Below are 22,562 nucleotides of genomic sequence, written 5' to 3'. Positions count from 1 at the left end.
GTACTACTTCATTCTCGTGAATAAAATCCAATACGCTGTCCAATATTGCATAATTTAAAAGCTTATTATTGCGAAATTCATGTATTTAAGTAAACAGGTAACCATTTGGCACAGAATTTGCATTTAGATATATTTGAAAATTTGAAAAATGGGGAGGTCTTTAAATCTATTAAAGATGTGTTAATCCTAATAAATGAAAGCGATTACAAGGAGGAATGATAGGTGGAAAATGGTGCTAAACTGAAAAGAACTCTAAAATTATGGCAAATTGTTATGATGGGGTTAGCTTATATGACGCCCATGGTCGTATTTGATACATTTGGTATTGTATCTGGAATTACGGGGGGGCACGTCCCAACAGCGTATATCGTTGCATTGGTGGGTATGCTTTTTACAGCCGCAAGCTATGGGAAACTTGTAAAAGTTTTCCCGACAGCTGGTTCTGCCTATACTTATACGCAAAAGGCAATTAACCGACATTTAGGATTCCTGGTAGGTTGGTCTTCGTTGTTAGATTATCTATTTTTGCCTATGGTAAATGCATTGTTGACCAAAATCTATCTCACAGCATTATTTCCAGAAGTTCCAACATGGATATGGGTAGTATTGTTTGTAGGGATTGTCACCATTCTCAATCTCCGGAGTGTTAACGTACTTGCTAACTTTAATACCCTTTTTGTTTTAATTCAGATTGCCATCATGGTGGTGTTCATTATTCTTGTTGTCAAAGGCTTGCATAATGGAGAAGGTACAGGCGAAGTGGTTACAATTCAGCCTTTCATAAATGTAGGAATGGACTATTCGGCTATAATAACTGGAGCAACCATTCTTTGTTTTTCCTTTTTGGGGTTTGATGCTGTAACAACACTTTCAGAAGAAACACCAGATCCGAAAAAAACGATTCCGAAAGCGATCTTTTTAACGGCCCTTTGGGGTGGAATTATTTTCATCACCTCTTCATTCTTTATTCAGCTCTTTTTCCCGGACATGTCCCGTTTTAAGGAACCAGATGCTGCTTTACCGGAAATCGCCCTTTATGTAGGTGGGAAGCTGTTCCAATCCATTTTTCTTTGTGCAACTTTCGTCAATACGCTAGCATCAGGACTAGCTTCACACGCCAGTGTCTCACGTCTTTTATATGTTATGGGCAGGGATAAAGTGTTTCCGGAAAAATGGTTTGGATTTATCCACCCTAAGTGGAAAACACCAGCTATTAATGTTGTCATAGTTGGAGTCATTTCTTTGTCGGCTTTGTTTTTTGATTTAGTAGCTGCCGCATCACTGATTAACTTTGGTGCATTAATGGCATTTACTTTTGTAAATCTGTCAGTGATCAGCCATTTTGTCTTCAGAGAGAAGAAGCATCGAACTATTAAAGGGTGTATCAATTATTTAATTATGCCTTTAATCGGAGCTATTTCAATTGCTATTCTCTGGATTAATCTTGAGACTAGCTCACTAATAATGGGGTTAGGCTGGTTTATAATTGGTTTTTGTTATCTATTATTTATCACGAAGGCATTCCGAACAGCTCCACCTCAATATCAAGTTGAAGAAATTCAGTTATAGAGTTTGAAAGGAAAAACGCATTTTAAAAAGGATGCGTTTTTTCTATTTGTTTATTTCATCATCATATTTTAACATTATGCAAATTTGAATTGCTTATGAATGTATACATATAGTCTGGATGAATAAAGCGTGAATCCATGTAGGAAAGTGGCGATATACTACCAACCAGCAACATGGTTAAAGCTGGCACGGAAATTGCTTTATAATTTATAAGAATAAAAAATGAGGTGCTAAAATGGCAGTTAAAACTGAGGGGATTAAAAAACGCGAAAAGGATAATTCTCTGCAAGAATTCCAGGATATCTTAAAAGAAGCAATTGATGTTTTGGACTACCCAGATCAGGTTTTTGATTTTTTAAAAACACCAATGCGCTTTTTAGAAGTCTGTATTCCTATCCAAATGGATAACGGTGAGACAAGGATGTTTCAAGGGTATCGGGCTCAACATAATGATGCAACCGGTCCAACGAAAGGAGGGATTCGGTTTCATCCGGATGTCACTCCTGAAGAAGTTAAGGCTTTGGCGGGTTGGATGAGTTTGAAATGCGGAATAACAGATCTTCCATATGGAGGAGCAAAGGGTGGCATTGTCTGTGATCCCAGACAGATGAGTTTGTCTGAGCTAGAACGATTAAGCAGAGGGTATGTCAGGGCAGTCAGTCAAATAGTTGGGCCGACCAAGGACATTCCTGCACCGGATATGTATACAAATTCTCAAATAATGGCCTGGATGCTAGATGAATATGATCATATCAGGGAGTTTGATTCACCCGGCTTTATTACGGGTAAGCCATTGTCATTAGGAGGATCGAAGGGCAGAGAAACAGCTACTTCCAAGGGAGTATTATATACTCTTCAAATGGTAAGTGATTTAAAGAAAATGCCTATTCAGGGTATGCGGGTAATTATTCAGGGATTCGGGAATGTTGGAAGTTATTTGGCAATGTATTTGCATGAATTGGGAGCTAAGGTTGTCGGGATTTCGGATGAGCTTGGCGGATTATATGACCCAAACGGCTTAGACATTCCTTACCTTTTGGAAAACAGGGATTCGTATGGAGTCGTTACGAACTTATTTAAAGATTCATTATCCAATCAAGAATTATTGGAAAAAGAGTGTGATGTGCTAATTCCCGCAGCTATTAGCGGAGTGATAAATAAAGATAATGTCGAACGACTGCAATGTGAAATCCTAATTGAAGCAGCAAATGGACCGACAACAAAGGAAACAATCAAAATTCTCGATGAAAAAGGTATATTACTAGTCCCGGATATTTTGGCGAATTCAGGAGGAGTGATTGTTTCATATTTTGAATGGTGCCAAAACAATCAAGGATATTACTGGACAGAAGAACTTGTAGATACACGTTTAAAAGAAAAGATAACAGCCAGCTTTTTGAATGTCTATCATACTTCTCAAAAATTTTCCGTGAACATGAAAATTGCTGCTTATATAGAAGGGATTCGTAAAATAGCAGAAGCATCCCGGCTCCGAGGGTGGGTCAGGTTCTAAACTAATTAGGGCTTTACAAGAAAGGAGGCAATCAGTTGAATTTTGATATTATTTCTGAAAATAAAGAAAACCAGGCTATTCATCATTATTGCTTATTGTCAAAAAATTATAGATATGATGTGACTATTGCCTACTCGGCTCAGTTTTTAGGTAAAGCAATGGTCACCTCCCTTCAAAGCGGGAGAATGATCCTAATGTGTGCCGATGATATTCATTTAGATCAGTACTGGGCTCCGAAGCTTGGCATTGAACAAGAAGATATTTCTGAATTTCAATACTTTCTCAAGTCAGTCTTACAATCCCAATTTCATTTTGAACAATATTGAAGGATGGAGTGAAATATATGTACGTTGATGTGATTCTTAGTCCTTGTCATGGTAAAGTTGAAAAAGTTTTAATAACCAAAAATTCCGGATTCTACGAATGGGAACCATTGTTCCATATTAAGACGGCAGATGGACGTGAGGAAATCATCCATATTGGTGTCAGCGGTGAGATAGAATCATTGGAGGTACTGGAGGGGGAACAAGTGGAAGCTGGCAAGGTCCTCGCCTATTTTAAAGAAGATTTATTCGTGACCGGTAGCGATTAATATATAGAGAAAAGAAGATGAACTGAATCATCTTCTTTTTTTTATCTGCTTTCTGGATAAGGGCTGTGTGAAATTACATATGAAGCAATAATGGGGTTGGACAAATGTTTGCAATTTCTTGAAGTACTTTCTTTCTGGAAGATAGTCTATCTGGATGGTGCGGACCAGTAAAACAACCAAACTCCGTCCAGTGGTGTCGTGATTTGATACGACGGACATATAGGATTAATTATTCTAGTGTTATTTTAAAATTTGATATCTTTTCGTTATCCTTCTGTGATATCTGTCATCTATTCTTTATCTGTTTGTTCTTTGTATAGCAAATAACTATGCTATTATTGAAAAAATTAGCTAACTTACTAGCTTACAAGGAGGTAACAACATATGAAAAAATCAATCTTATCGTTAGCGGCAGCGGCTGCAATATCAGGTGCATTCACTATTCCGGTACAAGCAGAAGATGTCAATGTGAAAGATGGAGACACATTATGGGGGATATCTCAAACGTATAAAGTATCAATAGAAGATATTAAGGATTGGAACCATTTGTCTTCAGACACGATTTATTCAGGAGAAACATTACATATTTCTCAAGAAAAGCATTATAAGGTCAAGTCCGGGGACACGTTATGGGAAATTGCAGGCAAATATCAAGTATCAGTAAATGACCTTAAATCTTGGAACGGTTTAAATTCAGATACAATCCATCCAAAGCAGGAACTAGTTATTAAACCTGGGACGTACAAAGATGAGGCAGCGAGTGTTAAGCCTGAACAGCCAGCAGCGCCAACTGAGCAAGCGAAACCAGCAGTACCAGCTGAGCAAACGAAACCAGCTGAGCAAGCAAAGCCAGCAGCACCAGCTGAAAAAGCAGAAAAAGAAAAAACAGTATCTAACAGTGAATTTACGAATCAATCAGGCATAGAAAAAGAGATTACTGTAAGAGCAACTGCATATACTGCTGATTGTCAAGGTTGTAGCGGCACTACAGCTACTGGAATCGACTTAAAAGCAAATCCGGATGCAAAAGTAGTAGCTGTTGACCCATCTGTCATCCCACTTGGATCAAAAGTGTATGTGGAAGGCTATGGCTACGCAACGGCAGAGGATACCGGCAGTGCTATAAAAGGAAATAGAGTAGATATCTTTATTCCTAATGAGCAGGATGCTTTAAATTGGGGCGTTAAAAACGTGAAAATACAAGTCTTGAATTAACTCAATCATATAATTGATTGTTTAGAAAATATCTTTTTCTTCGTTGCGGCGAGGTACAAAAAACGACTCGTTTTTTCTAATAGTCTAATATCGCTCAATAAATAACATTACATGCGTAATAAGAGTGAAAGGGGGAACATCGTGAACACAGATCAAGCATTTGACCTGTTAAAGGATGCAGGAGTAACAGAAAGTATTAGCATTCAAACTGTTAGACGTTGGATGCGTGAAGGTAAAATTAAATACGAGGGGGGAAACAAGAATAGAAAAACTGGATACATAATTGATGACACAGATCAAGCATTTGACCTGTTAAAAGATGCAGGAATAACAGAAAGTATTAGTATTCAAACTGTTAGACGTTGGATGCGTGAAGGTAAGATTAAATACGAGGGAAACGGGAATAGGGAAACTGGATACATAATTATTGATACAGTCTCAAAGGTGTCAATAAATGATCGTATTGATCAAAATAAGGACGAGATCATTCACAGATTAAAATTAAAAATACAAGCACAAGATAAGCATATAAAAGGAATTGAAGAACTTCATGAGTCTGCAAAAAAAATATTAATCCAGCAAAGAGATAAGTTTAAAAAGGAAGTTGTAATACTAAAGAATGAGAAAAGTAAATTACAAATTGAAACAAAGGATTTATTAAAAGAAAATATTGAATTACGTAATGAATTGATAAAAGTAAAAGAAAACAAAAGAGACAATTACAATTTCGACTCCAATAATCAATCAAATGATTATAGTGAAAAATTGGGACTTGCAAAAATGGCGAGTAATAAAGACGTGATAGCAGAATATAAAGGGTTATTAAAAATAACTCATCCAGATCATGACGGCAACGCAAAGGTATTTCATTACATTAAGACTGATTACGATAATTTCAGAAAATTTATCAAAGGCAAATGATGAGTAGTGTAGTAGTGATTAATTTCCTAACATAAATGTTGAATAGGGAAAAGAAAAGAACTAAGTGAAAGTTAATCAGAATTTGGATTTCCATGCTGTTGGATGACAATAAATCTGTTACTTTTAAGTTCTTTATGAAACAGGTGGCGGTTAAAAGAAGTCCGATTTCCTTAATAAAAAAACACCCGATTATTCGGGTGCATACTTAATCATTCCATGTAAATAAACCGAGCATTCTCTTTGAATACATCCTCTTAAATTAATTTTTCCTTCACTTTCTATTTCTTTAACCAATTCTTCAATATTATATTAGTATCTTTAGGAATCTCTATTGAAAGAAGCATTCAAAGATGTTTAAATAGTCTATTTTTATTCATTAGACCATCTCTCTTTATCTACTTTCTTTACCATAGAGTAGTATTTTTCTGTGAATTCCCATTGATTATGTAAAAATGAACATAATATATCAGCATTGGTGACTTAGTAAACATAGTAGAGGGACCTTGCTATTTAATGAATTATTTTAATAACATTTAACAAAACCTTGTTAATATCTATCTACCAAGTAATAGACGTATAGAAGAAATGTTTTGTTGTTATCTCCACATACTATATATGCATATTGGATGAGGTTTTTGACCAAGAACAAAAATGAACTAGTCATAAATAAATCGATAGAGTAACGCTTGTCCAAACATTTGCATAATTTATATAAGACGTGAGGAAGCACCTGACGTCACATTAGACTGGTTTTTTATAGTCAGTCTCTTTTTTTTTGAACTAACCTTACCCAAAACATAAAAGTATAGGCCACCCGTTTTGATAGTGTAGTAATGGTAAGGTATTGTATGGTGACATAATTTAGGGTCATAAATAAAGTGTAAAAGTGGGATACGCCAAGAAATATGGACATGCTAGGGTAAGTACAATTAGCTAATATTTGGTAGTTGACTTCGAGAATTAGAAAAAATCAACTCTGAGAAGTTCACATAAAATTGAATTTGCTTGATATTCAAGTCAGTCTGTCTGAAACCTTTGACTACTAGAGATATAGAAAATCAAACAATTAACGAATACATTAACAATGATGAGGAAGGAAAGCCGCCATTTATGATCTGAACTCTAAATAGTAAACACACAAAGAAAAGCATATTTAAGCAGTTACATGATAGGGCTGTTTATGGCTTGCTAGGAGCCATAAAATAGATATTGTTAAGTAGTTATTTGTATTTGTTAATTAAATCTAATATGGCAAGTTCTATTATGTCGGATTTATTAAACTTCTGTTGATCTGCGAACCTATCAAGCAAAGTCCCAACTTCTTCGTTTATGACAATCGTTTTTCTTACTTTGTTGCCTTTTTCTAAAGTGACTACCCTTTGATAAAGATCATCTCTTTGACTATCTTGCTGATCATCAAGAACATATGACTTTATCAGTTCCTTTAATATCGTAACTTCTTCAGGTGTGAAAACGGTGTGAATATATTTTTCACCATTTCTTACACTCTTCACATCGAGTGTAATAGGCTGTGAACTTCTTGGTAAAGTAATATTCAGGTCGGGGGAACTTTGTTTAACATTAGGTAAACTATTTTTTGATTCAATGAACTCAAACACTGACTGATAAAGGGGCTCTTTCCCTTCCTTTGCATAAAACCAGCCTTTCGGATTTTTGTTCCTGTATTCATATCCTGCATTGTGTAACGCATTCTTTAATCGTTTCTCTCCAATGCCAACCTTGTCCTGTGCAATTTTTGCTATTGTATTTCCAGTTACTGATAGTTCATCTAATAGCTCTTTTATTTTCATATTTCACACTCCATTACGACTATTATTCACATATTCTCCATACTTGTGTGAATTACCTCCATTTTTTTTAACTTCTCCTGTAAATGAACGGTGTACGTTAAACTAAGGAAAATGAGTCGTGAACGGATAGTAAAGGAATCCCAAAGTGGGATATGATTTATAGCTAGGATCTTCTTTTAAAGCTTTAAGGGTTGTCTCTATTGTACGTACAACTTATCCTATTCTGTGGTCCTTCTGGTGACTATTTTTGTATAGCAATTTCAAAATAAACAGGACATTTGTCGGAAGGGGAATATAAAATCTAAGGGGAATTAGTAAGGTGGATTGAATAAACAAAAAAGAGGGAGATGGAGCTATGAAGAAATTACTTACTGGTTTGGTAGTATTATCAATAGCCCTGGGTATATCATTTTCCACCGCTTCAGCATCTGCTGGAGGATTTCACCACCCGCAAAGCTGGGATAAAAACTCGATTTTGCGGAAGGACACTCTTGGGGTGGAAGTAAGAAATATGCAGTATATCCTCAATGTAATGGGTTTTTATACTGATTCAGCAGTGGTTGACGTTGATGGGGTTTTTGGGCCGAAAACCGAAGCGGGTGTAAAGAAATATCAAAAAGAAAACCATCTCCAAGTGGATGGTGTTGTTGGCCCCAAGACATGGGCAAGTTTTTCACAATATATTAAAAAGAATGGCGAGAACACATATGGAGCAGGGGGGAACATGGGTCTCAGAATCAAATGGAAGTACGACGATTCTTCCTATACATCCGGCTCAAAAGCCTATATTTACGGTAATGGAGATACATTAAGTGACCAATATCGCTTGTATGCGAATTAAAAACCCAGGAAGGAGGCCCTTTTTAGTTAAATGAAGATAAAACGATGGGGAAGCCTTGCATAAATGATTTACTAAGCGTAAGCGATCCAGTATCAAAGAAGGAGAGGGGGGATAGTTCTATTAAATTTCTCCTTTTTATTAGTTTCAGGTTAATTGTAAAAAGCCGATGATTCCTAGGTAGGAATCATCGGCTTTATTCATTTAGAAATATGTGTTTTCTGCGTTTGTGAATTAAAACCCCAAATGATTAAAATCTTTATAAAGAAAGGTCTTCCATGCTTAACCACTCCGAGAATTATACCTCAACAGAGTTGAAAATTGAGGTGAATTAAAATAATGCTCATTCGGGGAGTGAACATCACTGAGCACCACCATTCTAGTATAACCTGACTGTTATAATCTAATATAAATGAGATTTATTAGGTTAGCGTTTTAGTTCAGATTCTTTTTTCTTTTAGGGAGCTTGATCTCGAGTTTCAATAGGTATATGGCATCAATCGCTAACGTCTCAAGTGGTTTCCTGCTTAGATTCCTTTGTAAATAGGAGAAAAACTCGTCAAAAAAAAATAGTATGGCTTTGAATAAACGTTTTTAAGTAGAGGTCCACATGCATTAAGGGATGTTATCATTTTTGTAGATTCTTCAGAAATTTACATATCCTGATAAAACAGTTGCCCATGTGCGAATAAAATTTTGGGACAAGAATAAGTTTCTAACCGTTTGATAAGTTGTCTCGAGGGGGAGTAATTATGAGTATCAGGAGGTTCAAAAAAGAATGAGAAAAAATGATAGAAGAAAGTATAAGGGGAAGGTTCAGTAGGGACTAATATTATTCGTTTCCAGTATAAATTTCTCCCATATAACTCACAAATATAGAAAAATATTTAGGAACTGATATATCGACATCGCAGACAATCATTTTAGAAGTAAGTTTAACTAGCTTGACAACATACCCCCATAGGTATAATATGAGGTTATAAATTGAAACACAGGTGGTGGATTTGATTTTTTATTTGCTTCTATTAACTGTCGTGATTTTGGTCCCTAGTTTGTATAAACGTTATGTTCCTGTTAAAAACGTTCCTTGCGAAAAGAATAATAGTAAAAATCATAGCGCTATTTTATTAGATATAAGGGCTTATAATCAAAAACAGGATGATATCAATAGAGATGCTTTGAATATCCCTTATGCATATTTGAAACGTTTTAATAAAGAAATCCCACATGAAAACATTCATGTAATTGCTTCCGATAAAATAGAAGTGAACTTGGGGCTGCGCTTCTTAATTGGAAAAGGAATTAAGGTAACCAGTTATGAGATAAGTGATTGTGTTTGTAAATAGATGGGTGGGTAGAATATGGAATACGATAAAAGCGTCATCAATCGGTTAAAGCGAATTGAAGGACAAATTAAAGGAGTTCTAGGAATGATGGAGCAGGGAAAAGACTGTAGAGATATCGTCACACAGTTGTCTGCTGCACGAAATGCAATTGATAGGACTATGGGCGTTATTGTAAGTGCAAATCTAGAACAATGTGTTCGGGAAAACATAGAGAAAGGTGAAGGCACTGAACATCTTGTAAAAGAAGCTGTTAATTTATTGATAAAAAGCAGATAAAAGAAGTAAAGTAAGCTGTCATCAACGGTAAATTTAGGTGATATTCTGGAAAATGTACAAGGTAGTGTCGTTGTACCTCGATTAACACAAAATCTAAACAAAACGAATTTATTAGTTATTTAAAAAGGAGTGTTAAAAATGGCTTATATTTTACAAGTGGATTTTAAAATGGATGGACCATTTGGTAATGACATGGTTGAACAATTTACTGAATTAGCAAAAAGCATCAATGATGAAGAAGGGGTGATTTGGAAAATTTGGACTGAAGATAGCGAGGCAAAGGAGGCTGGTGGTATTTATCTGTTTGAGTCAAAAGAATCAGCTCAAAAATACTTAACTATGCACACTGCTCGATTAAAAGGATTTGGTATTGAGACAGTTAACGGGAAAATATTCGAAGTGAATGAAGGATTAACACAAATCAATCATGGTCCGTTTAAATAAGAGGTGTCTGTTAATCTAATCAAGATAGTTTACCTATATGTATGGTTTAAAACATACAGGAGGATGTGGTTAAGGAGCCTATCCTTCTGTATTCAGGGATCTCTCAAAAAAACCTGGTGTATCCAGTTCCTTTTATAACATTTCAAAAGAAGAGGGTTGACGAAATAAACTTTTTACCATAACATATACCCTACTGGGTATTTTAAAGTATTTGAAACTAAACTAATAAAGTATCCATTTAAAAGAATATTTTTTTAATGAAAAATATACCCATACGGGTAATTAGGAATCAAGGGGGAAAAACAAATTGACTGAAAAGAAAAAAACAACGATCATTTTATTTAGTGGTGATTATGATAAGGCCATGGCGGCCTATATTATCGCAAATGGTGCAGCGGCTTATGATCATGAAGTAACCATCTTCCATACTTTCTGGGGATTAAATGCTTTACGAAAAGATGAGCCATCGACATTAAAAAAAGGCTTCTTTGAAAAAATGTTTGCAAAAATGATGCCTCGAGGTTCTGATAAGATGGGGTTATCCAACATGAACTTTGCTGGAATGGGCCCTAAAATGATTAAACATGTAATGAAAAAACATAACGCCATGTCACTGCCTCATTTAATTGAGTTGGCTCAAGAACAAGAGGTCAAATTAATAGCTTGTACGATGACAATGGATTTATTGGGCTTGCAACAAGAGGAATTATTAGATGGAATAGAATACGCGGGTGTGGCAGCTTATCTAGCAGACGCAGAAGATGGTAATGTAAACTTATTCATTTAAGTAATAAAATGTGAAATAGGGTAAATTTCATGGTAAGGAGGGGAGGATATTAAAATGGGAACAGCATTTAATGTCATAATAATAGGGGCAATTGCTTGGTTTTTATTTCAGCGCTTTGTCCCGGCAAAGGGAATTAAGAATATTAATACGAGTGAGTTAAAAGCTCAATTAAGTAACAAAGGAAGTAAGCAATTTATTGATGTCCGTACACCTAATGAGTATAGGGGCAATCATATTAAGGAGTTTAAGAATATTCCCTTATTCGAACTTCATAAAAGAGCACAAGAACTTTCAAAAGATGAAGAAGTCTTTGTCATCTGCCAAAGTGGGATGAGAAGCAGTAAAGCAAGTAAGTCATTAAAAAAACTTGGATTTAAAGAAGTTACCAACGTAAAAGGCGGCATGAGTGCTTGGCACAATTAAAAGGAGGTATTTCAATCATGAAAGAAATCTCACCAAATGAAGTGAATGCATTATTAAAAGGAAACTCGACAATTAATATTATAGATGTTCGGGAAGTAGATGAAGTAAAGGCTGGGAAAATACCCAATGCTACGCATATCCCATTGGGCCTCGTGGAATTTCGAATGCAAGATTTGGATAAATCAAAAGAATATATCATGGTTTGCCGTTCAGGAGGCAGAAGTTCAATGGCAGCAAAGTTACTTGAAGATCATGGATATAAAGTGCTAAATATGACAGGCGGTATGCTTGAATGGAACGGTCCAATAGAATAATTTTTAAATTCTTAAATACCCCCATCTGTATTAGCAAATAAGGAGGAAAAAAACATGATTGAAACAAATTCCGTATTAGATGCAAAAGGATTAGCATGTCCAATGCCGATAGTAAGAACGAAAAAAGTAATGAACGGCCTGGAAGCAGGAGAAGTGCTAGAAGTTCAAGCGACGGATAAAGGGTCAACTGCAGATATGAAAGCTTGGGCAGAAAGTACAGGTCATCAATATTTGGGTACAGTTGAAGAAGGAACCGTTCTTAAACATTATCTTCGGAAAGCAAGTGGTGAAGAGCATGAAGTAAAAAAGCATGAAAAAGTCATTTCAAATGAAGAACTTCTACAAAAAATAGAAGAAAATCAAAACACGATAGTACTTGATGTACGTGAATCGGCAGAATATGCGTTTAATCATATTCCAGCTGCTAAATCCCTTCCAATGGGTGAATTAGAAGAACGTTTTAGTGAACTGGATAAAGAGTCTGAGATTTTTGTCATATGCCGAACCGGTAGCCGAAGTGACCTGGCTGCACAAAAACTAACAGCTGCAGGATTTAAACAAGTGGTTAATGTTGAACCGGGCATGAGCCAATGGAATGGTCCTACACAAAAATCAGTGAATGAATAACATATAATCCTAAAAATGGAGGGGCATATCATGTCTAAAAAAGTAGCGATAATAGCTAGTAACGGTGGTTTATTTGACGCATATAAAGTATTTAACATTGCAACAGCAGCAGCAACGGATCAAGAAGTAGCTATTTTCTTTACATTCGAAGGCTTAAATTTAATCCATAAAGTAGCGAATCAACAACTACCGATGCCAGAAGGTAAGGAACATTTTGCAGAAGGATTTGCGAGGGCTAATGCACCTTCTATTCCTGAGTTACTTTCTATGGCACAAGAAATGGACGTCAAGTTTATTGGATGTCAAATGACCATGGACGTTATGGGCTTGGAAAAAGAAGCCTTCATTGACGGCATCGAAGTCGGTGGAGCTGTTACATTTTTAGAATTCGCGAAAGATGCGGATGTAACTTTAACCTTTTAAGTCAGGTAAAAAATTTTGAAACGCTAAATACTATAGGGGGTATATTTTATGGCGTTAAATGAAATGACAGCCAAAGAGGTTTCAAAGAAAGTAATCAATAAAGCTGAATTATTTATTTTGGATGTTCGAAATGAAAGTGATTTTAACGATTGGAAAATTGAAGGAGAGAACTTTGAATTCCTTAATATTCCTTACTTTGATTTACTGGATGGCGTTGAAGAAATCATCGATAAAATTCCAGCAAATAAAGAAATTTTAGTTGTCTGTGCAAAAGAAGGCTCATCTATTATGGTTGCTGAAATGCTATCTGAAGCAGGGCTGGATGTTTCTTATTTGAAGGGCGGAATGAAAGCATGGAGTGAACACTTAGAACCAGTGAAAATTGGGGATTTGAATAATGGCGGAGAAATCTACCAATTTGTACGTCTCGGTAAAGGTTGTTTATCTTACATGATCATTTCTAATGGTGAAGCAGCCGTTATTGATTCCACAAGAATGACTGATATCTACGTTGATTTTGCCGATAGTATTGGAGCGAAGATCACTCATGTATTTGATACGCACTTACATGCTGACCATATTTCAGGTGGAAGAAAAATAGCAGAAAGTGCAAATGCAACTTACTGGCTACCACCAAAAGATGCAACAGAAGTAACTTTTGAATATCAGCCATTAGAAGGCGGTAAGGTGGTTACGATCGGTCACACAGCTATCAATATTCATGCTCTATACTCCCCGGGCCACACGATTGGTTCCACTTCATTTGTAGTCGATGAAAAATACTTGCTTTCAGGAGATATTCTATTCATCGATTCCATTGGTAGACCGGACTTAGCCGGATTAGCTGAGGATTGGGTAGGAGACTTGAGAGAAACACTTTATACTCGCTATAGAGAATTGTCAGACGAGTTAATCGTACTGCCATCTCATTTTATGATCATTGAAGAATTAAATGAAGACGGCAGTGTTGCAAAGAAATTAGGAGAGTTATTTACAGAAAATCATGGTTTGAACATTGCTGACGAAACAGAATTCAGAGAGTTGGTTACAGGAAACTTACCTCCACAGCCAAACGCATATCAAGAAATCCGTGAAACGAATATGGGGAAAATCACCCCTGATGAGGAAAAACAGCGCGAAATGGAAATTGGACCAAATCGTTGTGCGGTTCGATAAACTTAAGAAAAGATTATAAATACTACGAAAACAGGAGAGATGTATGATGAATTCAGATAAAATGTTAGATGCTAAGGGACTTGCTTGTCCGATGCCGATCGTTAGAACAAAGAAGGCTATGAATGATTTACAATCTGGTCAAGTGTTAGAAATACATGTGACAGATAAAGGCGCTAAAGCAGATTTAGCTGCTTGGTCAAAATCTGGTGGCCATGAGCTAGTAGAAACTGCAGAAGAAAATGAAGTTCTAAAATTTTGGATTAGAAAAGGCTGATAATGATAAGGGAACCCTATTGGTTCCCTTCTTTTCAAGGAGGCAATAAAAATGGATATTACTTTTATCATAACCATCTTTTTGATAGGATTTATAGGTTCATACATTTCAGGAATGCTAGGTATAGGCGGATCCATCATTAAATACCCAATGCTTTTGTATATACCACCACTTTTCGGTTTAGCGGCTTTTAGTACTCATGAAGTCTCAGGAATAAGTGCAGTACAAGTATTATTTGCATCCATAGGTGGTGTCTGGGCTTATCGTAAAGGTGGCTATTTAAATAAGACGCTCATCATCTATATGGGTGTTAGTGTACTAATAGGTAGTGTCATTGGGAGTTTTGGGTCGCAATCCATGTCTGAAGACGGGATAAATATCGTATATGGCCTACTTGCTCTAATAGCAGCTGTCATGATGTTTATTCCTAAAAAAGGAATAGATGGCGTTCCTTTGGATCAAGTAACCTTTAACAAATGGCTTGCAGCAATTTTAGCCTTAATTGTCGGTTTGGGTTCAGGGATTGTCGGTGCAGCCGGTGGATTCTTATTAGTTCCTATTATGCTAGTTGTCTTGAAAATCCCAACTAGGGTAACAATCGCCTCTTCCTTAGCGATTACATTCATTTCATCGATTGGCGCAACGGTAGGGAAAATCTCAACAGGGCAAGTTGACTTCTATCCTGCCTTGATCATGGTTATAGCAAGCTTAATAGCGTCTCCACTAGGAGCGATGGCTGGTAAAAAAGTGAATACAAAAATACTTCAAGTCATCCTAGCTTTATTAATTTTGGCAACGGCTGTGAAAATTTGGATGGGGATTTTGTCATAAGATTTTTGGGGATATTGGACCCTTACCTTGACAGGGAAGGGGGCGTGGGTTCGAATCCCTCACAGGTCATCAACTAACAAAGGCTTAAATCCTTGATATAACAGGGATTTGGGTCTTTTTCTGTTTATAAAGACATAGTTCATTTTGTAGTATTATTTACTTAATTGGTGGCGGATAGAGAAGGAGTAAAACGTATTACAGGTCAATTATTTGTAATAATTAATTTTTCAAGGAACTGTAGGTAAAGCTTTTTGCTTATTCAGCTAACGATGGAGGTTAAAAATAAGACCATCTTTTTGGCTTTTCTCCGAATGGTATGTTCAATAAAATCAAAAAGCGTGGTTTCTCTATAGTAATAATCGTGTGCTGTTAAACAGCTCTCACTAAGTAACTTTGTTTAACTAGCGGGTGCTTTACTTTAAGAAAGTAGGTTGCTGAGGCGACTTTTTCTTATTGCAGTATTGGGGCGGATTTGTTTAATAATGTTAAAAAGAACTATATAATTAAGTGAAGAAAAAATGTCTAAAAGTCTGTTAGAAAGAGAGTTAATTTCTATGATAAGATATTTTTCTATAATTATGTCCTTGTTATTGATTGGAGGTTGTTCGCACCTAGAAAAAGAAACAAATGAATTGTACCTTATTCCTAGTGGTTTCGAGGGTTCTATTATAGTTTTTTATGATGTTCCGAAAAAACCAATGTTAGAAAAAGAAGATGAGTATTCAGTTATTCGAGTGAAATTAGAATATTTAAAGGCGTTGGAAGGTACCAAAATCCATCCATATGGTGTTTATTTTACTTCAACAAAAGATATGAACTACGGTACTGTGAACAATAAATATTATTACATAAACGAAAACGGGGATAGAACTTCTATTAACGAACAATGTACACATGTTGTAGGAAATGGCAGTTTTACAGGAGAAAGTGGTACAGAAATTAAATACAGCACTATTCAAATAACAAAAAAACAGTGCGGCGAGGCATTCTACCTTGATGGCAAGGATGATTATTATACACAAAAAAAAGAAGTGATAAGCTACTGGATGAATTATTTTGATTAATGAGCCTAAACAATGATAAATTGGACAAACAAAAGGGACCTTCATAAACTGAGGTCCCTTTTTCATAATGTATTACGGTAATAAATTTTTATATTGTTCCATTAAATCACCTGCATATAAGCTTGTTATCATTAAGAAAATGGCAAGCCCAATATATAATGAGAACCAGATGACTTTTGTTTTGAGACTCGATGAGTAATAGGATTTCTCTTTATCCCTAATTTCAGTTTGTTCTTGCACTTCTTTAAAGAACGTTGCTACTATTCGTTCATACGTGCCTATATTTTCAAAATCGGTCGGTCCGTACTGGTATTCATTCGAATTAGCAGCATCAACTAATGAGTTATATATATTTTCTTTTAACTCGTTCAGTTGTCTTTCTTTTAGCTTATTATCTTCTAGGAGTGGGATATGCCAAGTCTTCGTTTTGTTTAGCTTCTGACTTAGTTGATTTAATTCCACATTCCAAATATTAAACAGGCGAATTTTTTCTTCTTCTGTCGCACCTGCATATTCCTCTAGCTGCTCTAAACCAAATTGATTGAATTCAATAACACTATCTCTTTGATTTCTAGTTATCTCACTTCGGAATTCTTTCCACCACTTAGAAATACCCAATAATAAGAAAAGAATTAAAAATGGATTTGGATGGAAAAACAAATATACAACCATCCCGATAATCCCTAATACCCAAAGCTTTGTGGAGATGACTCCCACTATACGTCCTCCATCAAGAGGATGTACAGGCATTAGATTAAATAGGTTAATCATGGCTCCAAGTGTAATAACTAAAAGCCAAAATGGATTTTCCGTCATCATAAATAGGGGGATGGCTGGTAGAAATGCTAATGTACCTAATAAAGGACCTCCGAAGGCAAGATAAGCTTCTTGGTTAGCATTCTTGGGTTCTTCTTTAAGGGCAATTAACGCTCCGACAAAAGGGATGAAAATGGCATTGGATGTTTTGATGCCTTTTCTCTTAGCAGCAAGTAAATGCCCCATTTCATGGATGTAAATTAGATAGACTAGGGCTACGGCAAATTTCCAACCGTAAACCAAGGCATAAGCTCCTAAAGAAACGAAAATAGAAATCAGAGAACCTACTTTTGCTATTTTCAATAGCGCAAACAACCATTTCATTTTTCCCAGGAAAAATAACCCGATTGCCCCCAAACTTAACCATCCTTTATTCGATTTAGATTCTTTCAAAATGTACCTCCTAGAGTAAATGGGAAAACAGATGACCCCAGTGACACTATGTCTATCTGAGCTCCTTCTTGATTTATCATCTTGCTAATATCCTTATTATATCGTATTCGATAATCCTTTTCTTTTCCTTTTAGGAATATTTTTCTAGAATATTAACTTTCAAGTAATACATTTTTTAATAATTAAGATAGAGTGCACCTATCACAGAAATACTAGATGGAGGTTATTATTTAGTGGAGTTATAGATTCTACTGCTGGAGAAGACTTTCCATCATACAAAGGCTATGCTGTGAAACCTGCTAGAATGTAAAAGACAGCATATACCAAGATTGGAAAGGATATTGAACTTATTTTTAATAACTCATATAAATTTAATTGGGATATGTACGAACCGCCAAAACGATTATATTTTCTTTCGGTAGTTATATAAGATACTTCTATGAAAAAGGATTTAATGAAAATACTTTAAAATGATAAACATGGATAAAACAATCCATCTTAACTATTTTAATCCCAATTATAGATGTGGCGAAGCGCTCCTCAGTATGTTTGAAAGGCAAATATGCTGTTGTAATATGATGAAAAAGCTTTTCGTTGGGTAACCCGTCTGCCCTGGCTACGATTTACTCTCGTAGTGTCTCCCGTTAAAAGGGAATACACTTCCCCAGAAGTTGACCGTCCTCATAGCGAAAGCTAGGCAGAATAAGGTGTACTCGTAGTAGAGTGCTTGGTAAAGTGAGACCTGGGCAAGTCAAGAGTATGAGAATCCTGCTCTTGGCACCTTAAATAATCCATAATCGATTGAAGCGCCAAAAGTTTGGTTGTTACAATTTTTTTCATATTACAATGGAATTCTTTCCATAATATTAAGGGCATTTCTTGTCCGCCTCTCCTTCACACCAAAGCCATCAATTCAGATACTTTATTAAAAGGTTATTTAAAAAATAGTTTTAATGCATAAATAAAAGACGTTTCATAGCTAATATTTAAGTAACACTTCTTTTCAATCAGCATTAATAAAAAAATTAATTTATATATCAATAGGTTCTTTCTGCTTTGAAAATCTAATTTGTGCATCGTTGTATTGATTAAGCATCCTTACTAGGTCATCCCTATCAAGTAAAGTAACCCCATTCCTTTTACCAGGTATCTTTGCAGCAACGGTATAATAACGATTGGTAATTACAATCTTTTTAGTTGCATTGTAGTATCCGGCAGCTCCTACCACTTCGTTTATCGCATCTATACCAACCTTCTTGTTTTCCCCATATCGCTTGGCTTGTACCACAGATTTCTCTTTTCTTTTTTTAAATATTAAATCTCCACCAAAATCACCAGAGGGGCTAGTTACTTCTACATAGTAGCCTTGACTTTTAAAAGGGGTCGTGGGTTCAAGTTCCTCACAGGTCATCTTCAAAACAGAGTTCAAATCCTTTTCAAGGGTTGGGGCTTTTTCTTTTTTTTTGACCTCTCCATTTTATCCCTAAATTTTAATACACCATACTTTACCTACTTTTCTGACTTAAAAACCTCCATGTAAGGGTGTGTTAAATAGTATGGGTCTGCAAAACTGTTTTCTTACTAGATGTATATTTAAATTAACTCAACAAATCTGTTTAGGAGTATGATAATATTTAAAAAAAAGAAAGAGGTTATCATATGAATTCAACATACTTACCGACAGAAATAACTAAAACAAGAGCCTTAGTCATCAATGCACTTTTCATCGCACTTACCCTTGTAGCCACAATGTTTATCAGCATAAAGCTACCAATAATGGGTAACGGAGGCCTAATCCATCTGGGTAACGTTCCTCTTTTTATAGCAGCATTCGTTTACGGCAAAAAAACAGGAGCCATAGCAGGCGCCATCGGAATGTGCTTCTCCGATCTTATCTCTCCTTGGGCAGCATGGGCACCGTTTACATTCATCATCGTAGGTGCAATGGGCTTTTTAGCCGGACTCATCTCCGAAAAGGTACCCGGCAAAAGAGAACTTGTATACACACTGGCAGTTGCCGTTGCACTGATTATAAAAATCGTGGGCTACTATTTTGCCGAAGTTATCCTTTACGGTAACTGGATACAGCCAATCGGCTCCATCCCCGGAAACGTTATGCAGGTCGTAATAGCCGGTATAATTGTAGTACCACTTGTAGGACGTTTAAAGAAAAGAGCTGGACAGATATAGGAGTGAAACATATTTTGGTTTCTTCTTTTGGTCTTTCAGCAGTGGATTAAACTGATTCATTTTTTCCTGATTATTATTTATTTTTCTCTATTTTCTATACCTGTTGTTCTGCTATATGATAGTACCCTTTAGATGATGAACTACGCCCTAAATTTCGGACAGTTTAATAAAAGACAACCTGCTAATTAAGCGACGATTAAATGACTTCAGTATTGTAAAAAGTACCCTATAGAGTATACACTTTGAAAAAAGGACTACTTTATAGGGTACTTTTTTGTATTAAGAGTTAAAAATCGAATTGGGGAATTTCAAATGAAAAACACTTTACTGAAAAAGAAATAAATATTTTATCGAATAATCCTTATGTTAAATCTGTTAGTTCAAAGTCAATTACATATACAGATGAGTTTATAAGAATATTTATCGCTGAAAGTGAAAAAGGAAAGCTACCACATCTTATTTTTGAGGAGTATGGATTTGATATTGAAATTATTGATGTTGACAGGGTTAAAAAAGCGACCTATAGAAGGCGTACTGCTTATAAAAAATCGGGTGTTTTGGGATTGAGTGATTCACGAATAAACCATTCAGAAAGGTCTCGTAAAAAAGAAGAAACATTGGAAGAGAAAAATGCTAGATTAGAAGCTGAAGTACAACTATTTTAGCGTTATATGTTTTTCAATTTCTTGTAGGCGTTCATCAAGTTCTCCTGCTTCTATAGCTTTTATGAATAACAAACAAAAAATAGTTTTTTAATGCACATTCTGTTGATAGACAAAGTGGGCCACTCACTTTGATTATTTATTCGGCTCGTGAGGCATCTTAAAATCTTTTGAATGTCTCGTTCGTTGCATGACGTCAGCCTCTTTGGTACACTATGCAGAAGTACTTTTCACTTTGAGTGCTAGGATTTATTATGGAATGGCATAGATTATATGTTCGATCTTCATAAATCATTTATTAAAGTCCTTGTAATGTGCTCCCAAAAGAAACCTGGAAATGTGGAGCATTTTATCCTGTTATTACATTCACTCTAGACTAGTGAAAGTAGTAACGAAGGTCAGTTCAACCCGATTTATAGGGAATTAAAGGGATACAGCTTTATAAAAAGAAACACTCCATGTATCACCACATACACTTCGCACATGTGGAGTGTGTGACAAAGTTAGTTTTAAAAGTATAACCCAATAATAACCGTTTCCGATTCTAACTCTAATTTCGTGAAAATAGACATTTCCGATTTTGGGATTTTTTTTATGTCAATCCCTTGCCATTCCTATCTTTTCTTTCTCTCCTCTCTCAAAAAAAGTCTTTTGAAATAAAAAAGGAGCAAAATAGGGGTTCGTCGGAAATCTTTATTTTAATTTGAACCGTGGGAATCGGGGAACTTCGGAGAAATATTTTTTGGTTGTACAAAAACACATTACAATATAATACAAAGACCAATAACATCTTAACAATTTGTTGTGTTTTTAAGAAAAACTGATATGTTCCCTCATACAGCAGGAGTTGTATGGGGGCTTGTATTTTATCAAGAATTTTCTGTTTAGAAGACTATAAAGTAATAAAATAAGGAGGAAGAAATGAACAATTATAAATTGACAATTCAATATGATGGCGGGCGCTATAAGGGCTGGCAACGACTCGGTAATAGCGATGATACGATTCAAGGGAAAATAGAAAATGTATTAACGGAAATGGTAGGGGAAAAAATTGAAATCATCGGATGCGACAGAACAGATGCCGGTGTACATGCTCTTGCTCAAATCGCCAATTTTAAGATTGGTGAAAATCTGACTGAATTTGAAATTATGAATTATTTGAATAGATATTTACCCCAAGATATCAGCATTGTAGAGGTTATGCTAGTACCTGAACGTTTTCATGCCCGTTATAATGCTAAGGATAAAACCTATTTATATAAGATCTGGAATGAGCAATATACAAATCCTTTCATGCGAAAGTACAGTATGCATGTTGAGAAAAAGCTAAATATCACAAGAATGAAAAGAGCATGTCAATATTTTATAGGTGAACATGATTTCACTGCTTTTTCAAATGCAAAGTCTAAGAAAAAATCCATGGTTCGTGAAATATATTCTATTGATATAGAAGAAAATGCCGGCTTCATCCAAATTACAGTGCTAGGGGATGGATTTCTTTATAATATGGTTAGAAAGATTGTCGGAACGTTGATAGAAGTTGGGTTGGGTGAAATAGATGCTGAAAATATACCAAGTATTTTAGAGTCAAAAGAAAGAATCCAAACGGGTCGTATGGCGGAGGCAGCTGGGTTGTACTTGGTAAAGGTTGATTTTTAGACCAAATATAAATGTACCGCCTATGCAAAATGCGCCTGGATTGATGTTGTAAACCATAACCGATATTCCGTGTGTTGTAACATACCCTCTGGATATGTGGAGTGTTTCGCAAAAAAAACATACCCTCATCTCAATTATTATTCAATGATAAAAAATTGCACAGAATTTCTAGAAACAATGGAATTAAGAGAATCTATTTGCATAAAAAACATTGTGTACTTGAATTATTGGAATTAATGTATTCTATTCTTGCAAAAATACTGTTTAAAAGATAGTTCGGAAAATTGATAGGGGTGAGGTTTGGGGTTTAAATCCCTCACAGGTCATTAACTATCAAAGGCTTAAATCCTTACAAGGATTTGAGTCTTTTTTCATGTTGCATGCTTCGGGCGATTGCA

The 22,562-nt window shown here is 35.6% G+C and carries 24 protein-coding genes and 1 pseudogene; 22 read left to right on the top strand and 3 right to left on the bottom strand.

The window, feature by feature from the left end:
- Positions 1 to 222 precede the first annotated feature (222 nt).
- The 6 genes from JFU50_RS26730 (at position 223) to JFU50_RS26705 (ending at position 5,810) form a co-directional block, all read left to right on the top strand.
- Complete coding sequence (locus JFU50_RS26730) at positions 223 to 1,569, top strand: APC family permease (protein ID WP_446728151.1); 1,347 nt, start codon at positions 223 to 225, stop codon at positions 1,567 to 1,569.
- 235 nt (positions 1,570 to 1,804) lie between these two features.
- Positions 1,805 to 3,082 (top strand): Glu/Leu/Phe/Val family dehydrogenase, encoded by a 1,278-nt coding sequence (locus JFU50_RS26725; RefSeq protein WP_201181001.1) that lies wholly within the window; start codon positions 1,805 to 1,807, stop codon positions 3,080 to 3,082.
- 35 nt (positions 3,083 to 3,117) lie between these two features.
- On the top strand, positions 3,118 to 3,408 hold the full coding sequence (locus JFU50_RS26720) for an SAV0927 family protein (protein ID WP_201224858.1): 291 nt from the start codon (positions 3,118 to 3,120) through the stop codon (positions 3,406 to 3,408).
- A 17-nt stretch (positions 3,409 to 3,425) separates the two neighbouring features.
- The gene (locus tag JFU50_RS26715) at positions 3,426 to 3,674 is read left to right on the top strand and encodes a hypothetical protein (RefSeq protein ID WP_201224857.1); all 249 of its coding nucleotides are present in this window, start codon (positions 3,426 to 3,428) and stop codon (positions 3,672 to 3,674) included.
- Between the two features lie 384 nt (positions 3,675 to 4,058).
- A complete protein-coding gene (locus JFU50_RS26710) occupies positions 4,059 to 4,889 on the top strand; it encodes a 3D domain-containing protein (protein ID WP_201224856.1) in 831 nt (276 codons plus the stop codon).
- A gap of 141 nt (positions 4,890 to 5,030) precedes the next feature.
- The gene (locus JFU50_RS26705) at positions 5,031 to 5,810 is read left to right on the top strand and encodes a hypothetical protein (protein ID WP_201224855.1); all 780 of its coding nucleotides are present in this window, start codon (positions 5,031 to 5,033) and stop codon (positions 5,808 to 5,810) included.
- 1,220 nt (positions 5,811 to 7,030) lie between these two features.
- Here JFU50_RS26705 and JFU50_RS26700 read toward each other — a convergent pair.
- The gene (locus JFU50_RS26700) at positions 7,031 to 7,621 is read right to left on the bottom strand and encodes a hypothetical protein (protein ID WP_201224854.1); all 591 of its coding nucleotides are present in this window, start codon (positions 7,619 to 7,621) and stop codon (positions 7,031 to 7,033) included.
- 355 nt (positions 7,622 to 7,976) lie between these two features.
- On the opposite strand from JFU50_RS26700, the gene JFU50_RS26695 reads away from it, so the two are divergent.
- The 13 genes from JFU50_RS26695 to JFU50_RS26635 all read left to right on the top strand — a co-directional run bounded on the left by JFU50_RS26695 (position 7,977) and on the right by JFU50_RS26635 (position 16,444).
- Entirely contained in the window at positions 7,977 to 8,462 is a 486-nt protein-coding gene (locus JFU50_RS26695; RefSeq protein ID WP_201180992.1) for a peptidoglycan-binding domain-containing protein, read from the top strand.
- A 1,049-nt stretch (positions 8,463 to 9,511) separates the two neighbouring features.
- Positions 9,512 to 9,805 (top strand): sulfurtransferase, encoded by a 294-nt coding sequence (locus JFU50_RS26690; protein WP_242489108.1) that lies wholly within the window; start codon positions 9,512 to 9,514, stop codon positions 9,803 to 9,805.
- A gap of 15 nt (positions 9,806 to 9,820) precedes the next feature.
- Positions 9,821 to 10,081 carry a metal-sensitive transcriptional regulator gene (locus tag JFU50_RS26685; RefSeq protein ID WP_053345627.1) on the top strand — a complete coding sequence of 87 codons (261 nt, stop codon included), beginning with the start codon at positions 9,821 to 9,823 and terminating at the stop codon, positions 10,079 to 10,081.
- 138 nt (positions 10,082 to 10,219) lie between these two features.
- Positions 10,220 to 10,525: a monooxygenase gene (locus JFU50_RS26680; protein WP_056523023.1), complete on the top strand. Its 306-nt coding sequence runs from the start codon at positions 10,220 to 10,222 to the stop codon at positions 10,523 to 10,525.
- Between the two features lie 307 nt (positions 10,526 to 10,832).
- Positions 10,833 to 11,312 (top strand): DsrE/DsrF/DrsH-like family protein, encoded by a 480-nt coding sequence (locus tag JFU50_RS26675; protein WP_201180988.1) that lies wholly within the window; start codon positions 10,833 to 10,835, stop codon positions 11,310 to 11,312.
- 54 nt (positions 11,313 to 11,366) lie between these two features.
- Positions 11,367 to 11,735, top strand: coding sequence for a rhodanese-like domain-containing protein (locus JFU50_RS26670; protein ID WP_201180986.1), 369 nt, complete (start codon positions 11,367 to 11,369; stop codon positions 11,733 to 11,735).
- Positions 11,736 to 11,752: 17 nt separating this feature from the next.
- The gene (locus JFU50_RS26665; protein ID WP_201180984.1) at positions 11,753 to 12,049 is read left to right on the top strand and encodes a rhodanese-like domain-containing protein; all 297 of its coding nucleotides are present in this window, start codon (positions 11,753 to 11,755) and stop codon (positions 12,047 to 12,049) included.
- A 54-nt stretch (positions 12,050 to 12,103) separates the two neighbouring features.
- Positions 12,104 to 12,676 carry a sulfurtransferase TusA family protein gene (locus tag JFU50_RS26660; RefSeq protein WP_201180982.1) on the top strand — a complete coding sequence of 191 codons (573 nt, stop codon included), beginning with the start codon at positions 12,104 to 12,106 and terminating at the stop codon, positions 12,674 to 12,676.
- Between the two features lie 30 nt (positions 12,677 to 12,706).
- A complete protein-coding gene (locus tag JFU50_RS26655) occupies positions 12,707 to 13,099 on the top strand; it encodes a DsrE/DsrF/DrsH-like family protein (protein WP_201224853.1) in 393 nt (130 codons plus the stop codon).
- A gap of 48 nt (positions 13,100 to 13,147) precedes the next feature.
- Complete coding sequence (locus tag JFU50_RS26650; protein WP_201180981.1) at positions 13,148 to 14,275, top strand: MBL fold metallo-hydrolase; 1,128 nt, start codon at positions 13,148 to 13,150, stop codon at positions 14,273 to 14,275.
- A gap of 46 nt (positions 14,276 to 14,321) precedes the next feature.
- Positions 14,322 to 14,549, top strand: a complete 228-nt coding sequence (locus tag JFU50_RS26645; protein ID WP_053345635.1) for a sulfurtransferase TusA family protein — start codon at positions 14,322 to 14,324, stop codon at positions 14,547 to 14,549.
- Positions 14,550 to 14,600: 51 nt separating this feature from the next.
- A complete protein-coding gene (locus tag JFU50_RS26640; RefSeq protein WP_201224852.1) occupies positions 14,601 to 15,380 on the top strand; it encodes a sulfite exporter TauE/SafE family protein in 780 nt (259 codons plus the stop codon).
- Positions 15,381 to 15,958: 578 nt separating this feature from the next.
- Positions 15,959 to 16,444 carry a DUF6843 domain-containing protein gene (locus tag JFU50_RS26635; protein ID WP_201224851.1) on the top strand — a complete coding sequence of 162 codons (486 nt, stop codon included), beginning with the start codon at positions 15,959 to 15,961 and terminating at the stop codon, positions 16,442 to 16,444.
- Between the two features lie 72 nt (positions 16,445 to 16,516).
- Here JFU50_RS26635 and JFU50_RS26630 read toward each other — a convergent pair whose 3' ends face one another.
- Together JFU50_RS26630 and JFU50_RS26625 are read right to left on the bottom strand one after the other, a co-directional pair.
- On the bottom strand, positions 16,517 to 17,653 hold the full coding sequence (locus JFU50_RS26630; RefSeq protein WP_201224850.1) for a site-2 protease family protein: 1,137 nt from the start codon (positions 17,651 to 17,653) through the stop codon (positions 16,517 to 16,519).
- A gap of 1,030 nt (positions 17,654 to 18,683) precedes the next feature.
- Positions 18,684 to 19,064 (bottom strand): restriction endonuclease, encoded by a 381-nt coding sequence (locus JFU50_RS26625; RefSeq protein WP_201224849.1) that lies wholly within the window; start codon positions 19,062 to 19,064, stop codon positions 18,684 to 18,686.
- Between the two features lie 248 nt (positions 19,065 to 19,312).
- Between JFU50_RS26625 and JFU50_RS26620 the strand changes: the two genes are divergently transcribed.
- The 3 genes and pseudogenes from JFU50_RS26620 to truA all read left to right on the top strand — a co-directional run bounded on the left by JFU50_RS26620 (position 19,313) and on the right by truA (position 22,164).
- Positions 19,313 to 19,843 (top strand): ECF transporter S component, encoded by a 531-nt coding sequence (locus tag JFU50_RS26620; RefSeq protein ID WP_201224848.1) that lies wholly within the window; start codon positions 19,313 to 19,315, stop codon positions 19,841 to 19,843.
- A 305-nt stretch (positions 19,844 to 20,148) separates the two neighbouring features.
- A pseudogene (locus JFU50_RS31155) lies at positions 20,149 to 20,502 on the top strand (HTH domain-containing protein); the annotation flags it as partial.
- A gap of 924 nt (positions 20,503 to 21,426) precedes the next feature.
- Positions 21,427 to 22,164 carry a tRNA pseudouridine(38-40) synthase TruA gene (gene truA, locus JFU50_RS26615; protein ID WP_201224847.1) on the top strand — a complete coding sequence of 246 codons (738 nt, stop codon included), beginning with the start codon at positions 21,427 to 21,429 and terminating at the stop codon, positions 22,162 to 22,164.
- Positions 22,165 to 22,562: the final 398 nt, after the last annotated feature.

Source organism: Peribacillus sp. TH14, from assembly GCF_016651145.1.
GTDB lineage: Bacteria > Bacillota > Bacilli > Bacillales > DSM-1321 > Peribacillus > Peribacillus butanolivorans.
This window is presented reverse-complemented; position numbering and strand designations above follow the sequence as displayed.